The sequence below is a fragment of the Microbacterium sp. USHLN186 genome (assembly GCF_037145155.1).
GTDB lineage: Bacteria > Actinomycetota > Actinomycetes > Actinomycetales > Microbacteriaceae > Microbacterium.
This window is the reverse complement of the sequence record NZ_JBBCYA010000003.1, coordinates 74,811-90,330: the sequence shown is the minus strand read 5'-3', so window position 1 is coordinate 90,330 and position 15,520 is coordinate 74,811. Positions and strand designations below refer to the sequence as shown.

Here is a 15,520-nt window from a genome sequence, read left to right as displayed (position 1 = left end):
CTGGACGAGCTGCTCCTGCTGCTGCGCGTCGCCCTCTCGCTGGCGGCGGTGCTCGGGCTGCTCTGGTACCTGCAGCGCCGCGTCGGCAAGCGCATGCAGCAGCGTCGGGACGGGGCCGAGATCACCGTGGTCGCCCGCCGCGCGCTGGGCGGCAAGGCGCAGCTGGTGGTCGTCGAGACCGACGACGCCCGCTACCTGCTCGGCGTCACCGAGAACGGCGTGAACCTCATCGAGCGGCTGCCCGCCGAGCGCGCGCCGCGACCCGTGGTGCACCTCGCCGGTCGCGCGCCCGAGCCCATGGCCGCGTCGGCGACACCGGATGCCACCTCGCGCGGCTTCGACGCGCTGCTCGCCGCTGAGGCGCAGGCGACGCCGCACGACCTCGCCGCCGCGGCGGCGCAACCCGCGGTGCCGGCGCTGCGCCGCGACCGCCGTGCCGAGCAGACCAGCACGCCGGATCCGCTGCACGGATCCATCCTCTCGCCGCAGACCTGGAGGCAGACGGCCGAGTTCCTGCGACGCGCGCGATGAGCGCCCTCGCCCGGCGCGGCCGTGTCGTGCTGCTGCTCTGCGCGCTGCTGATCGTCGCCGCGTCGGTGCTGTGGTCGGATGCCGCAGCGCACGCCACGGTATCCGCTTCTCCTGCGGCATCCGCCTCTCACGCCGCACCCGCCTCTCACGCGACGCCAGCGAGCCTCACCGACCCCGACGCCCCCGAGGACCCCACCCCGCCCACCGCGCCCGCTGACGACGAAGAAGGCGCCGGCGGCGAGGGCGTCACGATCGACATCAACGGCGTGGATGGCTCGCCGTCTACGTCGATCCTCACCCTGCTCGGCATCACGCTGCTGTCGATCGCGCCGGCGCTGCTGCTGATGATGTCGTCGTTCACGAAGATCTTCGTCGTGCTGGCGATGACCCGCAACGCACTCTCTCTGCCGACCATCCCGCCGAATCAGGTGCTCGCCGGGCTCGCCCTGTTCCTGTCGCTGTTCATCATGTGGCCGGTGCTCACCGACATCAACACCGTCGCCGTGCAGCCGTACGTCGACGGCTCGATGACCTTCGCGCAGGCGATCGACGTCGGTCAGGTGCCGCTGCGCGACTGGATGCTGCGCTTCACGCGCCAGGAGGATCTCGCGCTGCTCACCCGCATCGCCGCGCTGCCGAACCCCGACGATCCGCAGAGCGTGCCCATGCACACGCTCATCCCGGCGTTCATGATCTCGGAGCTGCGCGCGGCGTTCATCATCGGCTTCGTCATCTTCGTGCCGTTCCTGGTCATCGACCTCGTCGTCGCCGCAGCGCTGATGTCGATGGGCATGATGATGCTGCCGCCGGTGATGATCTCGCTGCCGTTCAAGATCCTGCTGTTCATCCTCGTCGACGGGTGGGGACTCATCATCCGCACCCTGCTGGAGAGCTACGGAGGTGCCGGATGAGCCCCGAGGCCGTCCTCGACATCGGCACGCAGGGACTGCTGGTGGCCGCAAAGCTCGCCGCTCCCCTGCTGATCACCGCCCTCGTGGTGGGCTTCGCCATCTCGCTGCTGCAGTCGATCACGCAGGTGCAGGAGGTGACGCTGTCGTTCGTGCCGAAGATCGTCGCGGTCGGCCTCGCGCTGCTCATCGCGGGTAACTGGATGATCTCGGAGATCGTGCAGTTCACGCACCTGATGTTCGACCGCATCCCGCAGCTGCTGAGCGGCGGCTGACATGCACATCCCCATCGACTTCGCCTGGCTCGAGGCCACGATGCTCGCCGGGGTGCGCATCACCGCGTTCGTGATGATCGCCCCGCCGTTCTCGTACGGTGCGATCCCGCGTCGCATCAAGGCGATGCTCGCGATGGCGCTCGCCCTGGCCGTGTCGGGCGTGGTCACTCCCGGGTACGTGAACCTCGACACCGCCGGGTTCCTCGGCGCGCTGACGCTGCAGGTGCTCACCGGCGCGGTGCTGGGCTTTCTCGTGTTCGTGTGCTTCTCGGCCGTGCAGGCGGCGGGCAGCCTGATCGACGTGTTCGGCGGGTTCCAGCTCGCGCAGGGGTTCGACCCGCAGGCCATGATCAACGGCGCCCAGTTCACCCGCCTGTTCCACCTCACCGCGCTGGCGCTGCTGTTCGCCTCCGGCGGGTACCAGGTCGTGCTCGGCGGCCTGGCCCGCAGCTTCGACGCGGTGCCGGTCGACGGCGTGTTCGATCTCGCCTCGCCCGCCGAGATGCTCGTCGACGGGGTCGTGCAGATGTTCCTGGGTGCCGTGCAGATCGCCGGCCCGCTGCTGCTCGTGCTCTTCCTCGCCGACGCCGGCCTGGGACTGATCACCCGCGTCGCACCCGCGCTGAACGCCTTCGCCATGGGCTTTCCAATCAAGATCCTGCTCACCCTCGTGCTGGCCGGCTTCACGTTCGTGGCGCTGCCGGGCATCGTCAACGCGCTCACCTCCGACGCGCTGCGCATGATGCAGGGGGTGGGGCGATGAGCGACAGCGGCGAGCGCAGTGAGAAGGCCACCGAGAAGCACCTGCGAGAGGCACGGCAGAAAGGCCGCCTCTCGCGCAGCCAGGACCTCACCGCGTGGCTGGGCATCGCGGCGGCCGCCATCGCCATGCCCGCCGCGATGAGCGCCGGCGCCGCCGCGGGCACCGAGCAGCTGATCACGCTGCCGGCGGTGATGCGCGACCCGTCGCCGGCATCCGCCCTGCACGTGCTGGGCCTCGGCCTGTCGTCGGTGCTGCCCACCCTCGGCACGCTGCTGGTGAGCGTCGTGGTGGTCACCCTCGTCGGCGCGACCGTGCAGGGCGGCGTGCGCATGCGCAAGTTCTCCGGACGCTACGAGCAGTTCAACCTCGTCAACGGCATGAAGCGCATCTTCGGCATGCAGGCGCTGTGGGAGGGCGCGAAGGCGCTGCTGAAGACCGGGGCCATCGCCGTCGCGCTGTGGGCGGTGATCGCCACGCTGATCCCGGTGCTCTCGGTCAGCGGGGCGCATTCGATCACCCGCTTGCTCGGCACCGCCGCCGGCGGCACCGCCACCCTGCTGCAGGTCGCGATCGCGGTGGGGCTCGGGCTGGCCGCGATCGACGTGTTCGTCGTGATGCGCCGCAACACCAAGCACACCCGCATGACCAAGCGCGAGGTGCGCGACGAGCACAAGAACTCCGAGGGCGACCCGCTGATCCGCCAGCAGCGGCGCTCGAGACAGCTGGCGATGAGCCGCAACCGCATGATCGCCGCCGTCGGCGGGTCGGATGTCGTGCTGGTCAACCCCACCCACGTCGCAGTGGCGCTGACCTACGAGGCCGGCCGGTCGGCCCCGAAGGTCGTCGCGAAGGGCAAGGGCGTGGTCGCCGAGCGCATCCGCGAGCGGGCCACCGAGGCGGGCGTGCCGATGGTGCGCGACGTGCCCCTGGCGCGCGCGCTGCACGCGGCGTGCGAGCTGGGTCAGGAGATCCCCGAAGAGCTGTACATCGCCGTCGCGCGGGTGCTGGTGTTCGTCGACATGCTGCGCAAGCGCGGCTCGGCCCGCGGCGTGCACTCGATGCCGGTGCCGACGGCGTGATGTGAGAGTCGTGAAGTGAGAAGGAGGACCGCATGCGCGGAATGCTGAACAGGATCGCCGTGCCGATCGCCGTGGTGGGCATCATCATGCTGCTGGTCGTGCCGGTGCCGCCGCTGCTGCTGGACCTGCTGATCATCCTGAACATCCTGTTCGCGCTGGTCATCCTGCTGACGACCATGTTCATCCGCAAGCCGCTGGACTTCTCGGTGTTCCCGTCGCTGCTGCTGGTGGCCACGCTGTTCCGGTTGGGGCTGAACGTGGCGTCCACCCGTCTCGTGCTCGGTGAGGCGTATGCAGGCCAGGTCATCGAGGCGTTCGGCGCGATCGCCGTGGGCGGCTCGCTCATCATCGGCGCCGTGGTGTTCCTCATCCTCGTCGTCATCCAGTTCGTCGTGGTCACCAAGGGCGCCGAGCGCGTGGCCGAGGTGGGCGCCCGCTTCACGCTCGACGCGATGCCCGGCAAGCAGATGGCCATCGACGCCGACCTCAACGCCGGTCTCATCACCGACGCGCAGGCGCGCGAGCGCCGCGCCGAGGTCGCCGCCGAGGCGGACTTCTACGGCGCGATGGACGGCGCCTCGAAGTTCGTCAAGGGCGACGCCATTGCCGGCCTGGTGATCATCATCATCAACATCGTCGGCGGCATCGCCATCGGCATGGTCTCGCACGGCATGGCGCTCGACGAGTCGGTCAGCACGTACAGCCTGCTGACCATCGGCGACGGGCTCGTCACGCAGATCCCGGCGCTGCTGATGGCGGTCTCGACGGGCATGATCGTCACGCGCTCGAACGCCGAGACCGAGATGGGCAGCGCCGCGTTCGCGCAGCTGGGTCAGTCGGTCAACGCGCTGAACATCGCCGGCTGCGCGGCGATCGTGATGGCGTTCATCCCCGGCATGCCGATGCTGCCGTTCATGGTGGTGGGTGCGCTGCTGATCCTCGCTGCGCAGCGCATCAAGGCCACGCAGGCGGATGCCGCCGCCGCGGCCGAGCCGGTGGTGGAGAACCTCTCCACCGACAGCCCCGAGGAGCTGATGGAGCGCATGCGTGTGCACGCGCTGGAGATCCAGCTCTCCACCGACGTCGTCGACCTGGTCACCGGCGGGCCCGACGATCTGCTCGCACGCGTGAAGGCGCTGCGCCGGCGCATCGCGCTGGATCTCGGCCTGGTGGTACCTCCGGTGCGCACGCGCGACAGCATCGAGCTGCCACCCTCCACCTACGTCATCCGCATCGCCGGCGTCGAGGCCGGCCGCGGCGTCGTACCGCAGGGCCGCCTGCTGGCGCTGGGAGCGGGACTGGACGCGCTGCCCGGCGCGGCCGTGCACGATCCGGTGTTCGGCCTCGAGGGCAAGTGGATCCCGATGGAGATGCGCCACAGCGCCGAGCTCGCCGGCGCCACCGTCGTCGACCGTGCCAGCGTGGTCATCACACACCTGTCAAGCGTGATCCACGCCGGCGCTGCGCGCCTGCTCAGCCGTGAGGACGTGCGCCAGCTCACCGACGCGCTCAAGCAGGTCTCCCCCGCCGCGGTGGAGGAGCTCACGCCCGCGCTGCTGTCGCTCGCCGAGGTGCAGCGCGTGCTGCAGGGGCTGCTCGCCGAGCGTGTGCCCATCAACGACCTCAGCCGCATCTACGAGGCCCTCGCGCTGCGCGCGAAAACATCCGCCGATCCGGAGGGTCTCATCGAAGCCGCACGCGCCGCCCTCGGTCCCGCGATCGCCGCGCGCTTCGCGGAGGACGGCGTGCTGCGCGTGATCATGATCAACCCGCTGCTCGAGCAGGCCATGCTCGAGAGCCTGCGCATGGGCGACGAGGGCCCCCAGATCGTGTTCGACCCGCAGCGCATGGAGGCCGTGATCGACTCCGTGCGCCAGGCCGTCACCGCGGCGGCGGCGAGCGAGGGCGGCGAGCCCGTGCTGGTGTGCGCGCCGACGCTGCGGGCGGCTGTGCGCCGGATGGTGTCGGCGCAGACCGACGGGCTGCCGGTACTCTCGTACACCGAAGCGTCCGGAGCGTTCACGATCGAGACAGTGGGAGTGGTGCGCGACGCGGTGCAGCCCGCGGTCACCGGCCTCGTGCCCCCGACGCCGGTAGGCTGATCGGATGCTGGTGTTGACGAGGCGGATCGGCGAGAGCGTGCTGATCGGCGATGAGATCGAGGTGACGCTGCTCGACGTCAAGGGCGACAGCGTGCGCCTCGGCATCAAGGCGCCTCGCGAGACCCGCATCCAGCGCTCGGAGATCGTCCAGGCCGTGCAGGCCGAGAACGTCTCGGCGGCGGCATCCGGGGCGTCCGGAGCCGAGACGGCGGATGCCATCGTCGCCGCGCTCAACCGCCGTCGCGCCGACGGCTGACGCCCTCTCACGCGCTCAGGCTCAGTCGCCGAGGCGCTCGATCGTGATGACGCGCGGCGCGTCGGCGTCGAGGTCCTCGTCGTCGAGCGCCTCCGCTCCCCCGACCGGACGCTCGATCTCGATGTCCCACCACGCGTCGGCGATCGCGGATGCCATCGGCCGGCCCCACTCGATCACCACCACCGAGCGCACGAAGTCGATGTCGAGGTCGTCGAGCTCTGCGGCCGAGCCCAGCCGGTAGGCGTCCACGTGCACGAGCGGCGGACCCTCGACCAGTGACGGGTGGGTGCGGGCGATCACGAATGTGGGGCTCTGCACCGGACCGCGCACGCCGAGCCCCTCCGCGAGGCCGCGCGTGAACGTGGTCTTGCCGGCGCCGAGCGGTCCGGTGAGCACGATCAGATCACCGGGTTCGAGCTGCTCGCCGATGCGCAGGCCGATGTTCTCCATGGCGTCCGCCGTGCGGATCTCGTGCCGGCCGAGGAAGGCGGGATCGATGCTCATGAGTGCCACCTGCGCGGCACGCGATCGCCGATGCGGGTGACGATCTCGTAGTTGATGGTGTCGGCGGCATCCGCCCACTCGGTCGCGCTCGGCTCGCCCTCCAGCGGATCGCCGAACAGCACCACCTCGTCACCCTCGCGCACCCGATCGTCGCCCATGTCGACGACGAACTGGTCCATCGCGATGCGGCCGGCGACGCGGTAGCGGCGTCCGTTGATCAGCACCGGGCCGCGGCTGGACGCCTGGCGCGGCACTCCGTCGGCATAGCCGAGCGGCACCAGAGCGAGGGTCGTCTCGCGTTCGCAGCGGTAGGCGTAGTCGTACGAGACTCCGGTGCCGGCGGGCACGCGGCGGACGGCGGCGACCGCCGCGCGCAGCGACATCGCCGGGCGCAGGCCGAGGTCGGCCGAGCTGCGGTCGGCGAAGGGCGAGAGCCCGTACATGCCGATGCCGATGCGCACCGCATCGAGCCGCGCCTCGGGCAGGTCGATCGCGCCGGCGGTCGCGGCGAGGTGGCGGAACTCGGGGTGCACGCCCAGCTCGGCCGCGCGCTGGACGATCTGCTCGTAGCGGGCGAGCTGGGCGAGGTCGTCGTCGCGGCTGGCGCCGGAGAGGTGGCTGAAGATGCTGAGCACGCGGATGCGGCCGATGCGCTCGAGTCGCGCGGCCTCGGCGAGCACGTGGTCGAGCTCGGCGGTCGGGATGCCGTTGCGCGAGAGCCCGGTGTCGACCTTGAGGTGCACGGATGCCGGCGGCGCGGCGGCCTCGGATGCCGCCAGCAGCTGCCCGTACGACGAGATGCCGATCTCGATGCCGGCCTCGACCGCGTCGTCGAAGCGCTGGCCCGGCCCGTGCAGCCAGGCCATCAGTGGCGCGGTGATGCCGGCTCTGCGCAGGGCGAGCGACTCCTCGAGCGTGGCCGTGCCGAGCCGGGTGGCCCCGCCGGCGAGCGCGGCGGTCGCGACCTCGACGGCGCCGTGGCCGTAGGCGTTGGCCTTGACGACGCCGATCACCTGCCCGCCGGTGAGGTCGCGGAAGTGGCGCACGTTCGCGGCGATCGCCCCAAGGTCGACCGATGCCTCCCGGGCCGGATTGCCCGCAGTCATCGCACCCCTCCCCCCGCACTCCGCCGAGACCCCCAGTTGCCGCCCAGACCCCCAGCCGCGGCTGCATGCACCTGGGGGTGTCGGCGCGAAGTGGGGGTGTCGGCGTGGTGGCGGGGCAGGGTCATGCGGCATCCGTCCTCTCGGCGATCACGTAGGCGATGGCGAGGCCCGCGTCGTGCGTCATGCTCAGGTGCAGCGTGGTGATGCCGCGCTCCGCGACGACCGCCGCCGTCGAGCCGTACAGCACGAAGAGGGGCTTGCCCGACGGCTCGGCACCGATCTCGATCTCGGTCCAGTACACCCCGTCGCTGCCGCCGAGCGCCTTGATCAAGGCTTCCTTCGCGGCGTACCGGGCGGCCAGCGAGCTCAGCTTGAGCTGCTGCTCGGACTCGGTGAACAGCCGCGACAGCAGCCTCGGCGTACGGGTGACCGAACGCTCGAACCGTGCGATGTCGACGAGGTCGACGCCCGTGCCCATGATCACCCTGCCAGCCTACTCGCCGGCGTCTGCCCGCCCCCAGCCGCCCGCCCGCCCGCCTGCGACCGCCCACGTGCACACCATCCGCACGGATGTCGGCTCAGATCACGGATGTCGGCAGGATCGGCTGATTCGCGCCGGCATCCGTCCATCGCGCCGACATCTGTGCGAAATGATGCCGGATGCCGGATGCCGGCCACTCCTCCTGCACAGAACCCACCTCCGCGGATCCATCCACATTCCGCGCCCGCAGCCGCCCGCAGCCCTGCCACGGGCGGGACCCTCGGAGGATGCTGACTCCCGCAGAACTCCTCGGCCGCTTCGACGGCGTCGCCCGCGGCACACTCCTGCAGCAGTACGGCTGCAGCCGGCGCATCCTGGCCGATGCGGTCGCCGAGGGCAGCATTCGGCGAGTGCGCCCTGGCGTCTTCGCACTTCCCACCCTGAACCCGAAGGTGCGGACGGCGGCGGCGCACGGTGGTGAGCTGACCTGCGCCGATGCGCTGCGATGGCATCGGGTCTGGGTGCTCTCGAACCCCGACGACAAAGTGCACGTCTGGCTCGGGCGAGCCGGTCGCCGCCACCCGCATCCGAAGTGCGAGTGCACGGTGCATCACTCCCCCGGAACCGCGAGCGTGGGCATGGCATCCGTCGCCACCGCGCTGATCCACGCGTACCGATGCCTGCCCGCCGAGGAGTTCTTCGCCGCGTACGAGTCCGCCTGGAACAAGCGGCTGATCTCGGCATCCGATCGCCGCCGCATCTCCGCCGAGCTTCCGCACGCCGCGCAGTGGATGCTGCAGCTGGCGCGATCCGACGCGCAGAGCGGCCTGGAATCGCTGCTGCGGTTCCGCCTGCATCTGCTCGGCATCCGTCTGGACTGCCAGGTCGAGATCAACACCGTCGGACGGGTCGACTTCGTCGTCGGCGGCCGGCTGATCCTCGAGGTGGACGGCAGGGAGAACCACCAGAGCGCCGAGCGCCGGCACAGCGACCTGCTGCGCGACGCGGCGGCATCCGCCCTCGGGTACGAGACCCTGCGCTTCGACTACGCGCTCGTCGTGCACAAGTGGGAGGCGGTTGTTCCGGCCATCCTCGCCGCGATCCGCCGGATCGGCGACTGATCTCCGCCGCTCACGCACAGATGTCGGCGGGAAGAACGGATGCCAGCAGCATCCGCCCATTCCCGCCGACATCCGTGTTTCGAGCCGACATCCGTGCGCGAGAAAGCACGGAAAGACCAGGTCACTCCACGGTGACGGACTTCGCCAGGTTGCGCGGCTGGTCGACGTCCAGGCCCTTCGCGGTGGCGAGCGCCATGGCGAAGATCTGCAGCGGCACGACGGCCAGCAGCGGCTCGAACATCGGGCCGGCGAGCGGGATGCGGATGACCTCGTCGGCGAAGGGCAGCACGGCGGCATCCCCCTCTTCGGCGATCACGATCACCCGGGCACCGCGCGCGCGGATCTCCTGGATGTTCGACACCACCTTCGAGTGGATCAGCGCGGAGTGGCGCGGCGACGGCACGATCACGAACACCGGCTGGCCGGGCTCGATCAGCGCGATGGGGCCGTGCTTGAGCTCACCGGCGGCGAAGCCCTCGGCGTGGATGTACGAGATCTCCTTGAGCTTCAGCGCGCCCTCGAGCGCAATCGGGAAGCCCACGTGCCGGCCGAGGAAGAGCACCGAGCGGGTGTCGGCCATCCACGACGCGAGCTGCGTGACGTGGTCGTTCTCCTCGGCGAGCACCTGCGCGATCTTCTCGGGCAGCGCCTGCAACTCGGCGACATCCGAAGCTGCAGAAGAAGTCAGCGTCCCGCGCACGCGGCCCATGTGCAGGCCGAGCAGCAGCAGCGCGGTGATCTGCGCGGAGAACGCCTTGGTCGAAGCGACGGCGACCTCGGGGCCGGCGTGCGTGTAGACGACGGCATCCGACTCGCGCGGGATCGTCGCGCCCTGGGTGTTGCAGATCGACAGCGTGCGCGCGCCGCGCTCGCGGGCGTACTTCACGGCCATCAGGGTGTCCATGGTCTCGCCGGACTGGCTGATGGAGATGACCAGCGTGGAGTCGCCGATCACCGGGTCGCGGTAGCGGAACTCGTGGGCCAGCTCGACGTCGACCGGCACGCGCGCCCACTGCTCGAGCGCGTACTTGCCCACCAGCGCCGCGTACGAGGCGGTGCCGCAGGCGGTGATTATGACGCGGTCGATGCCCACGAAGAGCGAGTCGAGCCCGTCGAGCTCGGGGATGACGACGGCGTCGCCCTGCACGCGGCCGCGGATGGTGTTCGCGACGGCGTCGGGCTGCTCGGCGACCTCCTTGGCCATGAACGACGACCAGCCGCCCTTCTCGGCGGCGGCGGCGTCCCACGACACGTCGAACGGCTGCGCCTCGACGGGGTTGCCCTCGAAGTCGGTGACGGTCACCGCGGACGGGGTGATGGCGACGATCTGGTCCTGGCCGATGGCGAGCGCGTTGCGAGTGTGCTCGACGAAGGCGGCGACGTCGGAGCCGAGGAAGTTCTCGCCCTCGCCCAGGCCGATCACCAGCGGGGAGTTGCGGCGTGCCCCGACGACGAGTCCGGGCTGGTCCTCGTGCATGGCGAGCAGGGTGAAGGCGCCCTCGAGGCGGTTGACGACGGCGCGGAAGGCGGATGCCAGGTCGCCGGATGCCTGGTACTCGCGCCCCAGCAGCTTCGCGGCGACCTCGGTGTCGGTCTCGCTGCGGAAGGTCACGCCCTCGCCGAGGAGCTCGTCGCGCAGCGCGGCGAAGTTCTCGATGATGCCGTTGTGGATGACGGCGAGCTTGTCGTCGTCGGCGAGGTGCGGGTGCGCGTTGACGTCGGTGGGTCCACCGTGCGTGGCCCAGCGGGTGTGGCCGATGCCGGTGGTGCCGTCGGCGAGCGGCGCATCGGCGAGCGAGTCGCGCAGCGCGCTGAGCTTGCCGGCCTTCTTGCGCATGCCGAGGTCACCCTGCTCATCGATGACGGCGATGCCGGCCGAGTCGTAGCCGCGGTACTCGAGGCGGGCGAGACCTGCGAGAAGGATGTCCTGGCTGGGCCGCGGGCCCACGTATCCGACGATTCCACACATGGGTTCAAGAATAAGGTCGCGATTTTGCGAGGAGTCTGAACGAATCGCTCGGGGGGTCCGCGCCAGCCATGAGAGGATCTTCAGGGCTCAGCAGGGAGGTGCGAGAGGTGTCAGGCATTCTGGTGCACGAGTGGCTCTCGCGGCACGGCGGCTCGGAGAATGTCTTCGAAGTCCTCTCGGACGTCTTCCCCGACGCGGAGCGCTTCTGCCTGTGGAACGACAGCGACGGCCGCTTCCAGGGCGTGCAGGAGACCGCGCTTGCGCGCACTCCGCTGCGCCGGAGCAAGGCGGCCGCACTTCCCTTGATGCCATCCGCGTGGCGGCACCTGCCCACCCGCGAGGCGGATTGGGTGCTCACCAGCAGTCACGTGTTCGCACACCACGCGCGGTTCGGTGGTCCAGCGCGGCAGGCGCCGAAGCTCGTGTACGCGCACACGCCGGCTCGCTACATCTGGACGCCCGAGCTCGACGGCCGAGGCTCCGGAATCGCGGCGCGAGCAGCATCCGCTCTGCTCAAACCCATCGATCGCAAGCGCGCGGCCGAGCCTCTCGCGATCGCGGCGAACAGCGCGTTCATCGCGCAGCGCATCGCCGACACCTGGGAGCAGGAGGCGACGGTCATCCATCCGCCGGTCGACGTGTCAGCCGTCACCGCCGCCGTGCACGCCGACCTCCAACCGGCTGAGCGCCACGCGCTCGCCGGGCTGCCCGCGGAGTATCTGCTCGGCGTCTCGCGATTCGTGCCCTACAAGCGTCTCGACCGCGTGATCGAGGCGGGGCTGGCGTCGGGCCTGCCCGTGGTACTGGCGGGCAGCGGCCCCGAGGAGTCCCGGCTGCGGGCGATGGCGGCCGCGCATGGCAATGCGAACGTCACGTTCGTGCTCGATCCGTCTTCTGCCGCCCTCGCTCATCTGTACAAGAACGCGCTCGCCATGGTGTTCCCCGCCGTCGAGGACTTCGGCATCATGCCCGTCGAGGCGATGGCCGCCGGCACGCCGGTGGTGGCGAACGCGACCGGCGGCACCGCCGAGACCGTCGTCGACGGCGTCACGGGCGCGCTCGTGAGGGAGTGGTCGCGCGACGAGCTGGCCGCGGCCGTCGAGAGGGCCGTCGGAGCGACTTCGGATGCCTGCGTCGCCCGCGCACACGAATTCGACACCAGCGTCTTCTCCGCGCGCATCGCGGAGTGGGTCGCCGAGCTGACCGGCGCGGATGCCACCGTCCGGCCGACCGGGGCGGCGTCATGACCGGACTGTATGTGGACGACCGCTATCGCGGATCGCACGGCATCGGCCGCTACGCGAGTGAGGTGCTGCCGCGGCTGCGGCCCGAGTGGCGCTCGCTGGGCCTCAGCGGGAACGCGCACTCCCCGCTCGACGCGTTCCGCGCGCTGCCACCGCTCGGCCGCGACTCGCTGGTCTACTCCCCCGGCTACGGCGCGCTGGTGCGCGCCCCACGGCAGATCCTCACCGTGCACGACCTCATCCACCTGCACACGCCGTGGCCCGGGCGCGTGAAGTTCGAGACGTACTACCGCGGCCCGGTTCGTCACGCGGTGCGCAAGGCCGGCGTCGTGCTCACGGTGTCGCAGACCTCCGCGCGCGCCATTCGCGAGTGGGTGCGCGACGACAGCGTCGAGGTGGTCGACGCGGGCAACGGATGCTCCGTCGCTTTCACCGTGGAGGGCCCGGCGGACGTGCGGCCGGACCCCTACGTCGTGTACGTGGGCAACATGCGTGCCCACAAGAACCTGGATGTCGTGCTGCGAGCACTCGCGTTGGCGCCGGTTCTCCGGCTGCGCGCGGTGGTGCCGCAGCGCGAGGTCGGGGCGGCGACGGTGCGCGCGACCGAACTCGGAGTCGAACGGCGCGTGGAGTGGATGCACGGCCTGGACGATGATCGCCTGGCAGCGCTGTATCGCGGAGCCGCAGCGACGGTCATGCCCTCGACGATCGAGGGCTTCGGCCTGCCCGCCCTCGAGTCGGTGGCGTGCGGCGTGCCCGTGCTCTTCTGGCGCGGCTGCGAGGCTGTGGCGGAGGTGGTCGGTGCCCGTGGATGGGCGTTGGACTCGTCCGGGGATGCTGAGGAGTGGGCCGCCGCGCTCACGGTCGCGACCGAATCCTCGAGCCGGGTATCGCCGCCGTCAGGAGCGCATGACTGGGACCGCACCGCGCGGATCATCTCGGATGCCCTGGAGCGCGCGCTCCGCTGACAGCGGCGGCTCGTCAGCGGGCCGGAAGGGCGTTCAGGAAGGCGGCGAGCTCGCCTGCCTTCATCTGCCATGACTCGTTCGCGGCCACACGCACACCGCCCGCGTTGGGGGAAGCGCTGCCGAGCGCGCGAGTGAGCGCAGTTCCGGCGTCGACCTCGTTGTCGTAGGTGAACATCCCCGCGGCCGAGTCGGATCGGATCACGGAGGTTCCGCGTGCAACGACAGCGAGACCTGCCGCGAGGTACTCGTGCAGCTTCATGGGGCTGCGGCCGGCATTGAGCGGATCATCCGAGAGGGGTAGGAGGCCGACTCTCGCGTCGTGCAGCAGAGCAGGAAGCGCGTCGTAGGCGATGCTTCCGACGAGTTCGATGTTCTCGGACAGGGGCGCCGTCGGCTGTGGGGAGGGTCCGGCCACGACGAACTTCACCTCGGGATGCGCCAGCGCCCATGCACTCAGCTGCTGCCAGTCGAAGCGCGAATCGAGAGCGCCGGCGTAGACGCACACGGGCGGCCGCCCTCCCCTCTCCGGCGTCCCTTGTGTGAAGTGCGCCACGTCCACGCCATTGCCGATGACCCGGCGCGGCTGCGAGAAGCCGCCGAGTTCGCGAAGCACCACCTCCGACGTCGCGACGACACCGTCGGCCACGTCGCGGATCGTGCGCTGCAGCCGATTCTTGACACCCGACGGATAGAGGTCGGTGGGCCGGTAGACGAGCCGCGGAGCGAGCGCGCGTACAGCCGAGTCCCAGAGCAGCGGCTGATCGATGAGCACCGCATCGAAGGCCGGGTCGATCCCGTACCGTCTGAGCTCTCGCGCCACTGAGAAGCGTCCGACCGGCAGCGGCAGGGTCGTGCGTGGGACGAGGTGCGACACCCCGTCAGCGTCGGCATGCGGGCCACGCGGCACCGGCGATTCCTCCTCGGCGGTGACCCGCCCGAGGAGTCGATGGATGCGGGAGATCGGCGTGGACAGATGCACTACGTCGGCACCGGCTCGCGCCAGTTCTCTGGCGTAATGGTGGCTTCCCACGCGGAAAGCGCCGTACGCGTGACTGTGCGAGAGGAACAGAACCCGCCGGACCTCGCCGATCACGGGCGGTGAACCGTTCATCTGCGTGCCGCCTGAATCGTGGCCCGCATCTGCTGCTCGACCTCTGCCAGTCGCTGCCGTGCCGCTCCGATCTGCTCGGCGATGAACGCCGACCGATCAAGCTGGGCCTGCAGGAACTCCTGCATTCGACCAGCATCGGCCTGCAGCGCATCCAGCGTGATGTCGTGAATGCGTACGGTGGCGAATGCGTTCGCGATCTTCTCCGTCGGGTTCGGAGCCAGCTCCGCCGGAACGGCGCCGTCGATCGCGGCGAGCACGAGCACATGCATCCGGTCGCTGATCACAAGCCTGGCGTGGAGGTATCGCTCGCGCAGCTTCGCTTCCTGCGTCACCGGATCTGTCGAACCCCACGGATCGAACTCGCCGCCGAGCGCTTGCGCTAGCTCTCGAGCGCGAGCCTCGTCTTCGCGCACCTGCACGACCGTGCGGATCCGGAGTCCCTCTGCATCCGCTGTCGCGCGAACGGCGCGAACCCATGCAGCGCTGGGCATGGGGCGTGCGCCCCGCATGCTCACGATGAGCTCGTTGCGCTCTCCCGAGACTCCGGGCGCACTCGTAAGGACGGCGAATCCGATGTCCGGCACGACGTCGGTGCCACTGACCAGCGCGGCGCTTGTCCCGTCGCGCCACAGCGCGATCTGCGACAGCCGCGCAGCCCGTGCGTGCAACCAGAGGGATGGGTGCGTCGGCGCCCGGATGCCACGGGGAGGCCGCACGACCACTCCGCGTTTGAGCCGGACCAGGATCGTCTCCATGAGGAAGACCAGCTCGCGCAGGGCGTTGCCTTTGTGCAGCGGCACTTCGCCGGCTTCGAACACGAGTACCGGTCGCGCCGGCGCCGTCGCGAGCATCCACAGCCACTTGGGCACGCTGCGCTTCGACCTCAGCGCCGTGGCGTCCTCGGGCACGCCGAGCTGACGCAGCCAGCTGCCGGGTGAGGCACCGGTGTAGACCACGAGTTCGTCCGACGTGCCAAGCGCCCACCGCAGCGTCTCACGCCTGATGAGCGCGTCACCGATGTTGCCTTCGGGGCCGGTCAGGGAGACGAAAGTGCGGGTAGGAAGAGGGCGGCTCGAGGCGATGCCGAGTCCGAAAAGCATGG

Annotated in this window: 16 protein-coding genes; 10 read left to right on the top strand and 6 right to left on the bottom strand. The window is 70.3% G+C overall.

The genetic code is table 11. The features are described from left to right. From fliO to csrA, 7 genes are read left to right on the top strand one after another with little or no spacing between them, the layout of a single operon-like run. On the top strand, nt 1–531 hold the full coding sequence (fliO, locus tag WFG93_RS07890; protein WP_336646049.1) for a flagellar biosynthetic protein FliO: 531 nt from the start codon (nt 1–3) through the stop codon (nt 529–531). Continuing rightward, nucleotides 528–1,442 (top strand): flagellar type III secretion system pore protein FliP, encoded by a 915-nt coding sequence (gene fliP, locus WFG93_RS07885; protein ID WP_336645789.1) that lies wholly within the window; start codon nt 528–530, stop codon nt 1,440–1,442. The genes fliO and fliP overlap by 4 nt, the downstream gene beginning before the upstream one ends. Continuing rightward, complete coding sequence (gene fliQ / locus WFG93_RS07880; RefSeq protein ID WP_336645788.1) at nt 1,439–1,714, top strand: flagellar biosynthesis protein FliQ; 276 nt, start codon at nt 1,439–1,441, stop codon at nt 1,712–1,714. Before fliP ends, fliQ begins: the two co-directional genes overlap by 4 nt. Before the next feature lies 1 nt (nt 1,715). Beyond that, a complete protein-coding gene (locus WFG93_RS07875) occupies nt 1,716–2,477 on the top strand; it encodes a flagellar biosynthetic protein FliR (protein WP_336645787.1) in 762 nt (253 codons plus the stop codon). Further along, on the top strand, nt 2,474–3,556 hold the full coding sequence (locus tag WFG93_RS07870; RefSeq protein ID WP_336645786.1) for an EscU/YscU/HrcU family type III secretion system export apparatus switch protein: 1,083 nt from the start codon (nt 2,474–2,476) through the stop codon (nt 3,554–3,556). The genes WFG93_RS07875 and WFG93_RS07870 overlap by 4 nt, the downstream gene beginning before the upstream one ends. Before the next feature lie 32 nt (nt 3,557–3,588). Beyond that, nucleotides 3,589–5,658 carry a flagellar biosynthesis protein FlhA gene (locus WFG93_RS07865; RefSeq protein ID WP_336645785.1) on the top strand — a complete coding sequence of 690 codons (2,070 nt, stop codon included), beginning with the start codon at nt 3,589–3,591 and terminating at the stop codon, nt 5,656–5,658. A 4-nt stretch (nt 5,659–5,662) separates the two neighbouring features. Beyond that, nucleotides 5,663–5,914: a carbon storage regulator CsrA gene (gene csrA, locus WFG93_RS07860; protein WP_336645784.1), complete on the top strand. Its 252-nt coding sequence runs from the start codon at nt 5,663–5,665 to the stop codon at nt 5,912–5,914. 21 nt (nt 5,915–5,935) lie between these two features. Here the strand turns inward: csrA and tsaE are convergent, their stop codons facing one another. From tsaE to WFG93_RS07845, 3 genes are all read right to left on the bottom strand, one after another. After that, nucleotides 5,936–6,418 (bottom strand): tRNA (adenosine(37)-N6)-threonylcarbamoyltransferase complex ATPase subunit type 1 TsaE, encoded by a 483-nt coding sequence (tsaE, locus tag WFG93_RS07855; RefSeq protein ID WP_336645783.1) that lies wholly within the window; start codon nt 6,416–6,418, stop codon nt 5,936–5,938. After that, complete coding sequence (alr, locus tag WFG93_RS07850) at nt 6,415–7,524, bottom strand: alanine racemase (RefSeq protein ID WP_336645782.1); 1,110 nt, start codon at nt 7,522–7,524, stop codon at nt 6,415–6,417. The genes tsaE and alr overlap by 4 nt, the downstream gene beginning before the upstream one ends. 121 nt (nt 7,525–7,645) lie before the next feature. Next, nucleotides 7,646–8,008 (bottom strand): holo-ACP synthase, encoded by a 363-nt coding sequence (locus WFG93_RS07845; RefSeq protein WP_336645781.1) that lies wholly within the window; start codon nt 8,006–8,008, stop codon nt 7,646–7,648. 284 nt (nt 8,009–8,292) lie between these two features. On the opposite strand from WFG93_RS07845, the gene WFG93_RS07840 reads away from it, so the two are divergent. Next, nucleotides 8,293–9,126, top strand: a complete 834-nt coding sequence (locus WFG93_RS07840; RefSeq protein WP_336645780.1) for an endonuclease domain-containing protein — start codon at nt 8,293–8,295, stop codon at nt 9,124–9,126. A gap of 121 nt (nt 9,127–9,247) precedes the next feature. Here WFG93_RS07840 and glmS read toward each other — a convergent pair whose 3' ends face one another. Beyond that, a complete protein-coding gene (glmS, locus tag WFG93_RS07835) occupies nt 9,248–11,095 on the bottom strand; it encodes a glutamine--fructose-6-phosphate transaminase (isomerizing) (protein ID WP_336645779.1) in 1,848 nt (615 codons plus the stop codon). Nucleotides 11,096–11,202: 107 nt separating this feature from the next. Between glmS and WFG93_RS07830 the strand changes: the two genes are divergently transcribed. Together WFG93_RS07830 and WFG93_RS07825 are read left to right on the top strand one after the other, a co-directional pair. Then, nucleotides 11,203–12,342, top strand: coding sequence for a glycosyltransferase (locus tag WFG93_RS07830; protein ID WP_336645778.1), 1,140 nt, complete (start codon nt 11,203–11,205; stop codon nt 12,340–12,342). After that, complete coding sequence (locus WFG93_RS07825) at nt 12,339–13,307, top strand: glycosyltransferase family 4 protein (protein WP_336645777.1); 969 nt, start codon at nt 12,339–12,341, stop codon at nt 13,305–13,307. Before WFG93_RS07830 ends, WFG93_RS07825 begins: the two co-directional genes overlap by 4 nt. A 13-nt stretch (nt 13,308–13,320) precedes the next feature. Here the strand turns inward: WFG93_RS07825 and WFG93_RS07820 are convergent, their stop codons facing one another. Then, complete coding sequence (locus tag WFG93_RS07820) at nt 13,321–14,418, bottom strand: glycosyltransferase (protein ID WP_336645776.1); 1,098 nt, start codon at nt 14,416–14,418, stop codon at nt 13,321–13,323. After that, nucleotides 14,415–15,518: a hypothetical protein gene (locus WFG93_RS07815; protein WP_336645775.1), complete on the bottom strand. Its 1,104-nt coding sequence runs from the start codon at nt 15,516–15,518 to the stop codon at nt 14,415–14,417. The genes WFG93_RS07820 and WFG93_RS07815 overlap by 4 nt, the downstream gene beginning before the upstream one ends. Nucleotides 15,519–15,520 lie beyond the last annotated feature (2 nt).

Bases quoted from the DNA above. Each gene is read 5' to 3' on its own strand.
- fliP (WP_336645789.1), top strand. From the start codon at position 528: ATGAGCGCCCTCGCCCGGCGCGGCCGTGTCGTGCTGCTGCTCTGCGCG.
- fliQ (WP_336645788.1), top strand. From the start codon at position 1,439: ATGAGCCCCGAGGCCGTCCTCGACATCGGCACGCAGGGACTGCTGGTG.
- WFG93_RS07875 (WP_336645787.1), top strand. From the start codon at position 1,716: ATGCACATCCCCATCGACTTCGCCTGGCTCGAGGCCACGATGCTCGCC.
- WFG93_RS07870 (WP_336645786.1), top strand. From the start codon at position 2,474: ATGAGCGACAGCGGCGAGCGCAGTGAGAAGGCCACCGAGAAGCACCTG.
- WFG93_RS07865 (WP_336645785.1), top strand. From the start codon at position 3,589: ATGCGCGGAATGCTGAACAGGATCGCCGTGCCGATCGCCGTGGTGGGC.
- csrA (WP_336645784.1), top strand. From the start codon at position 5,663: ATGCTGGTGTTGACGAGGCGGATCGGCGAGAGCGTGCTGATCGGCGAT.
- tsaE (WP_336645783.1), bottom strand. From the start codon at position 6,418: ATGAGCATCGATCCCGCCTTCCTCGGCCGGCACGAGATCCGCACGGCG.
- alr (WP_336645782.1), bottom strand. From the start codon at position 7,524: ATGACTGCGGGCAATCCGGCCCGGGAGGCATCGGTCGACCTTGGGGCG.
- WFG93_RS07840 (WP_336645780.1), top strand. From the start codon at position 8,293: ATGCTGACTCCCGCAGAACTCCTCGGCCGCTTCGACGGCGTCGCCCGC.
- glmS (WP_336645779.1), bottom strand. From the start codon at position 11,095: ATGTGTGGAATCGTCGGATACGTGGGCCCGCGGCCCAGCCAGGACATC.
- WFG93_RS07825 (WP_336645777.1), top strand. From the start codon at position 12,339: ATGACCGGACTGTATGTGGACGACCGCTATCGCGGATCGCACGGCATC.
- WFG93_RS07820 (WP_336645776.1), bottom strand. From the start codon at position 14,418: ATGAACGGTTCACCGCCCGTGATCGGCGAGGTCCGGCGGGTTCTGTTC.
- WFG93_RS07815 (WP_336645775.1), bottom strand. From the start codon at position 15,518: ATGCTTTTCGGACTCGGCATCGCCTCGAGCCGCCCTCTTCCTACCCGC.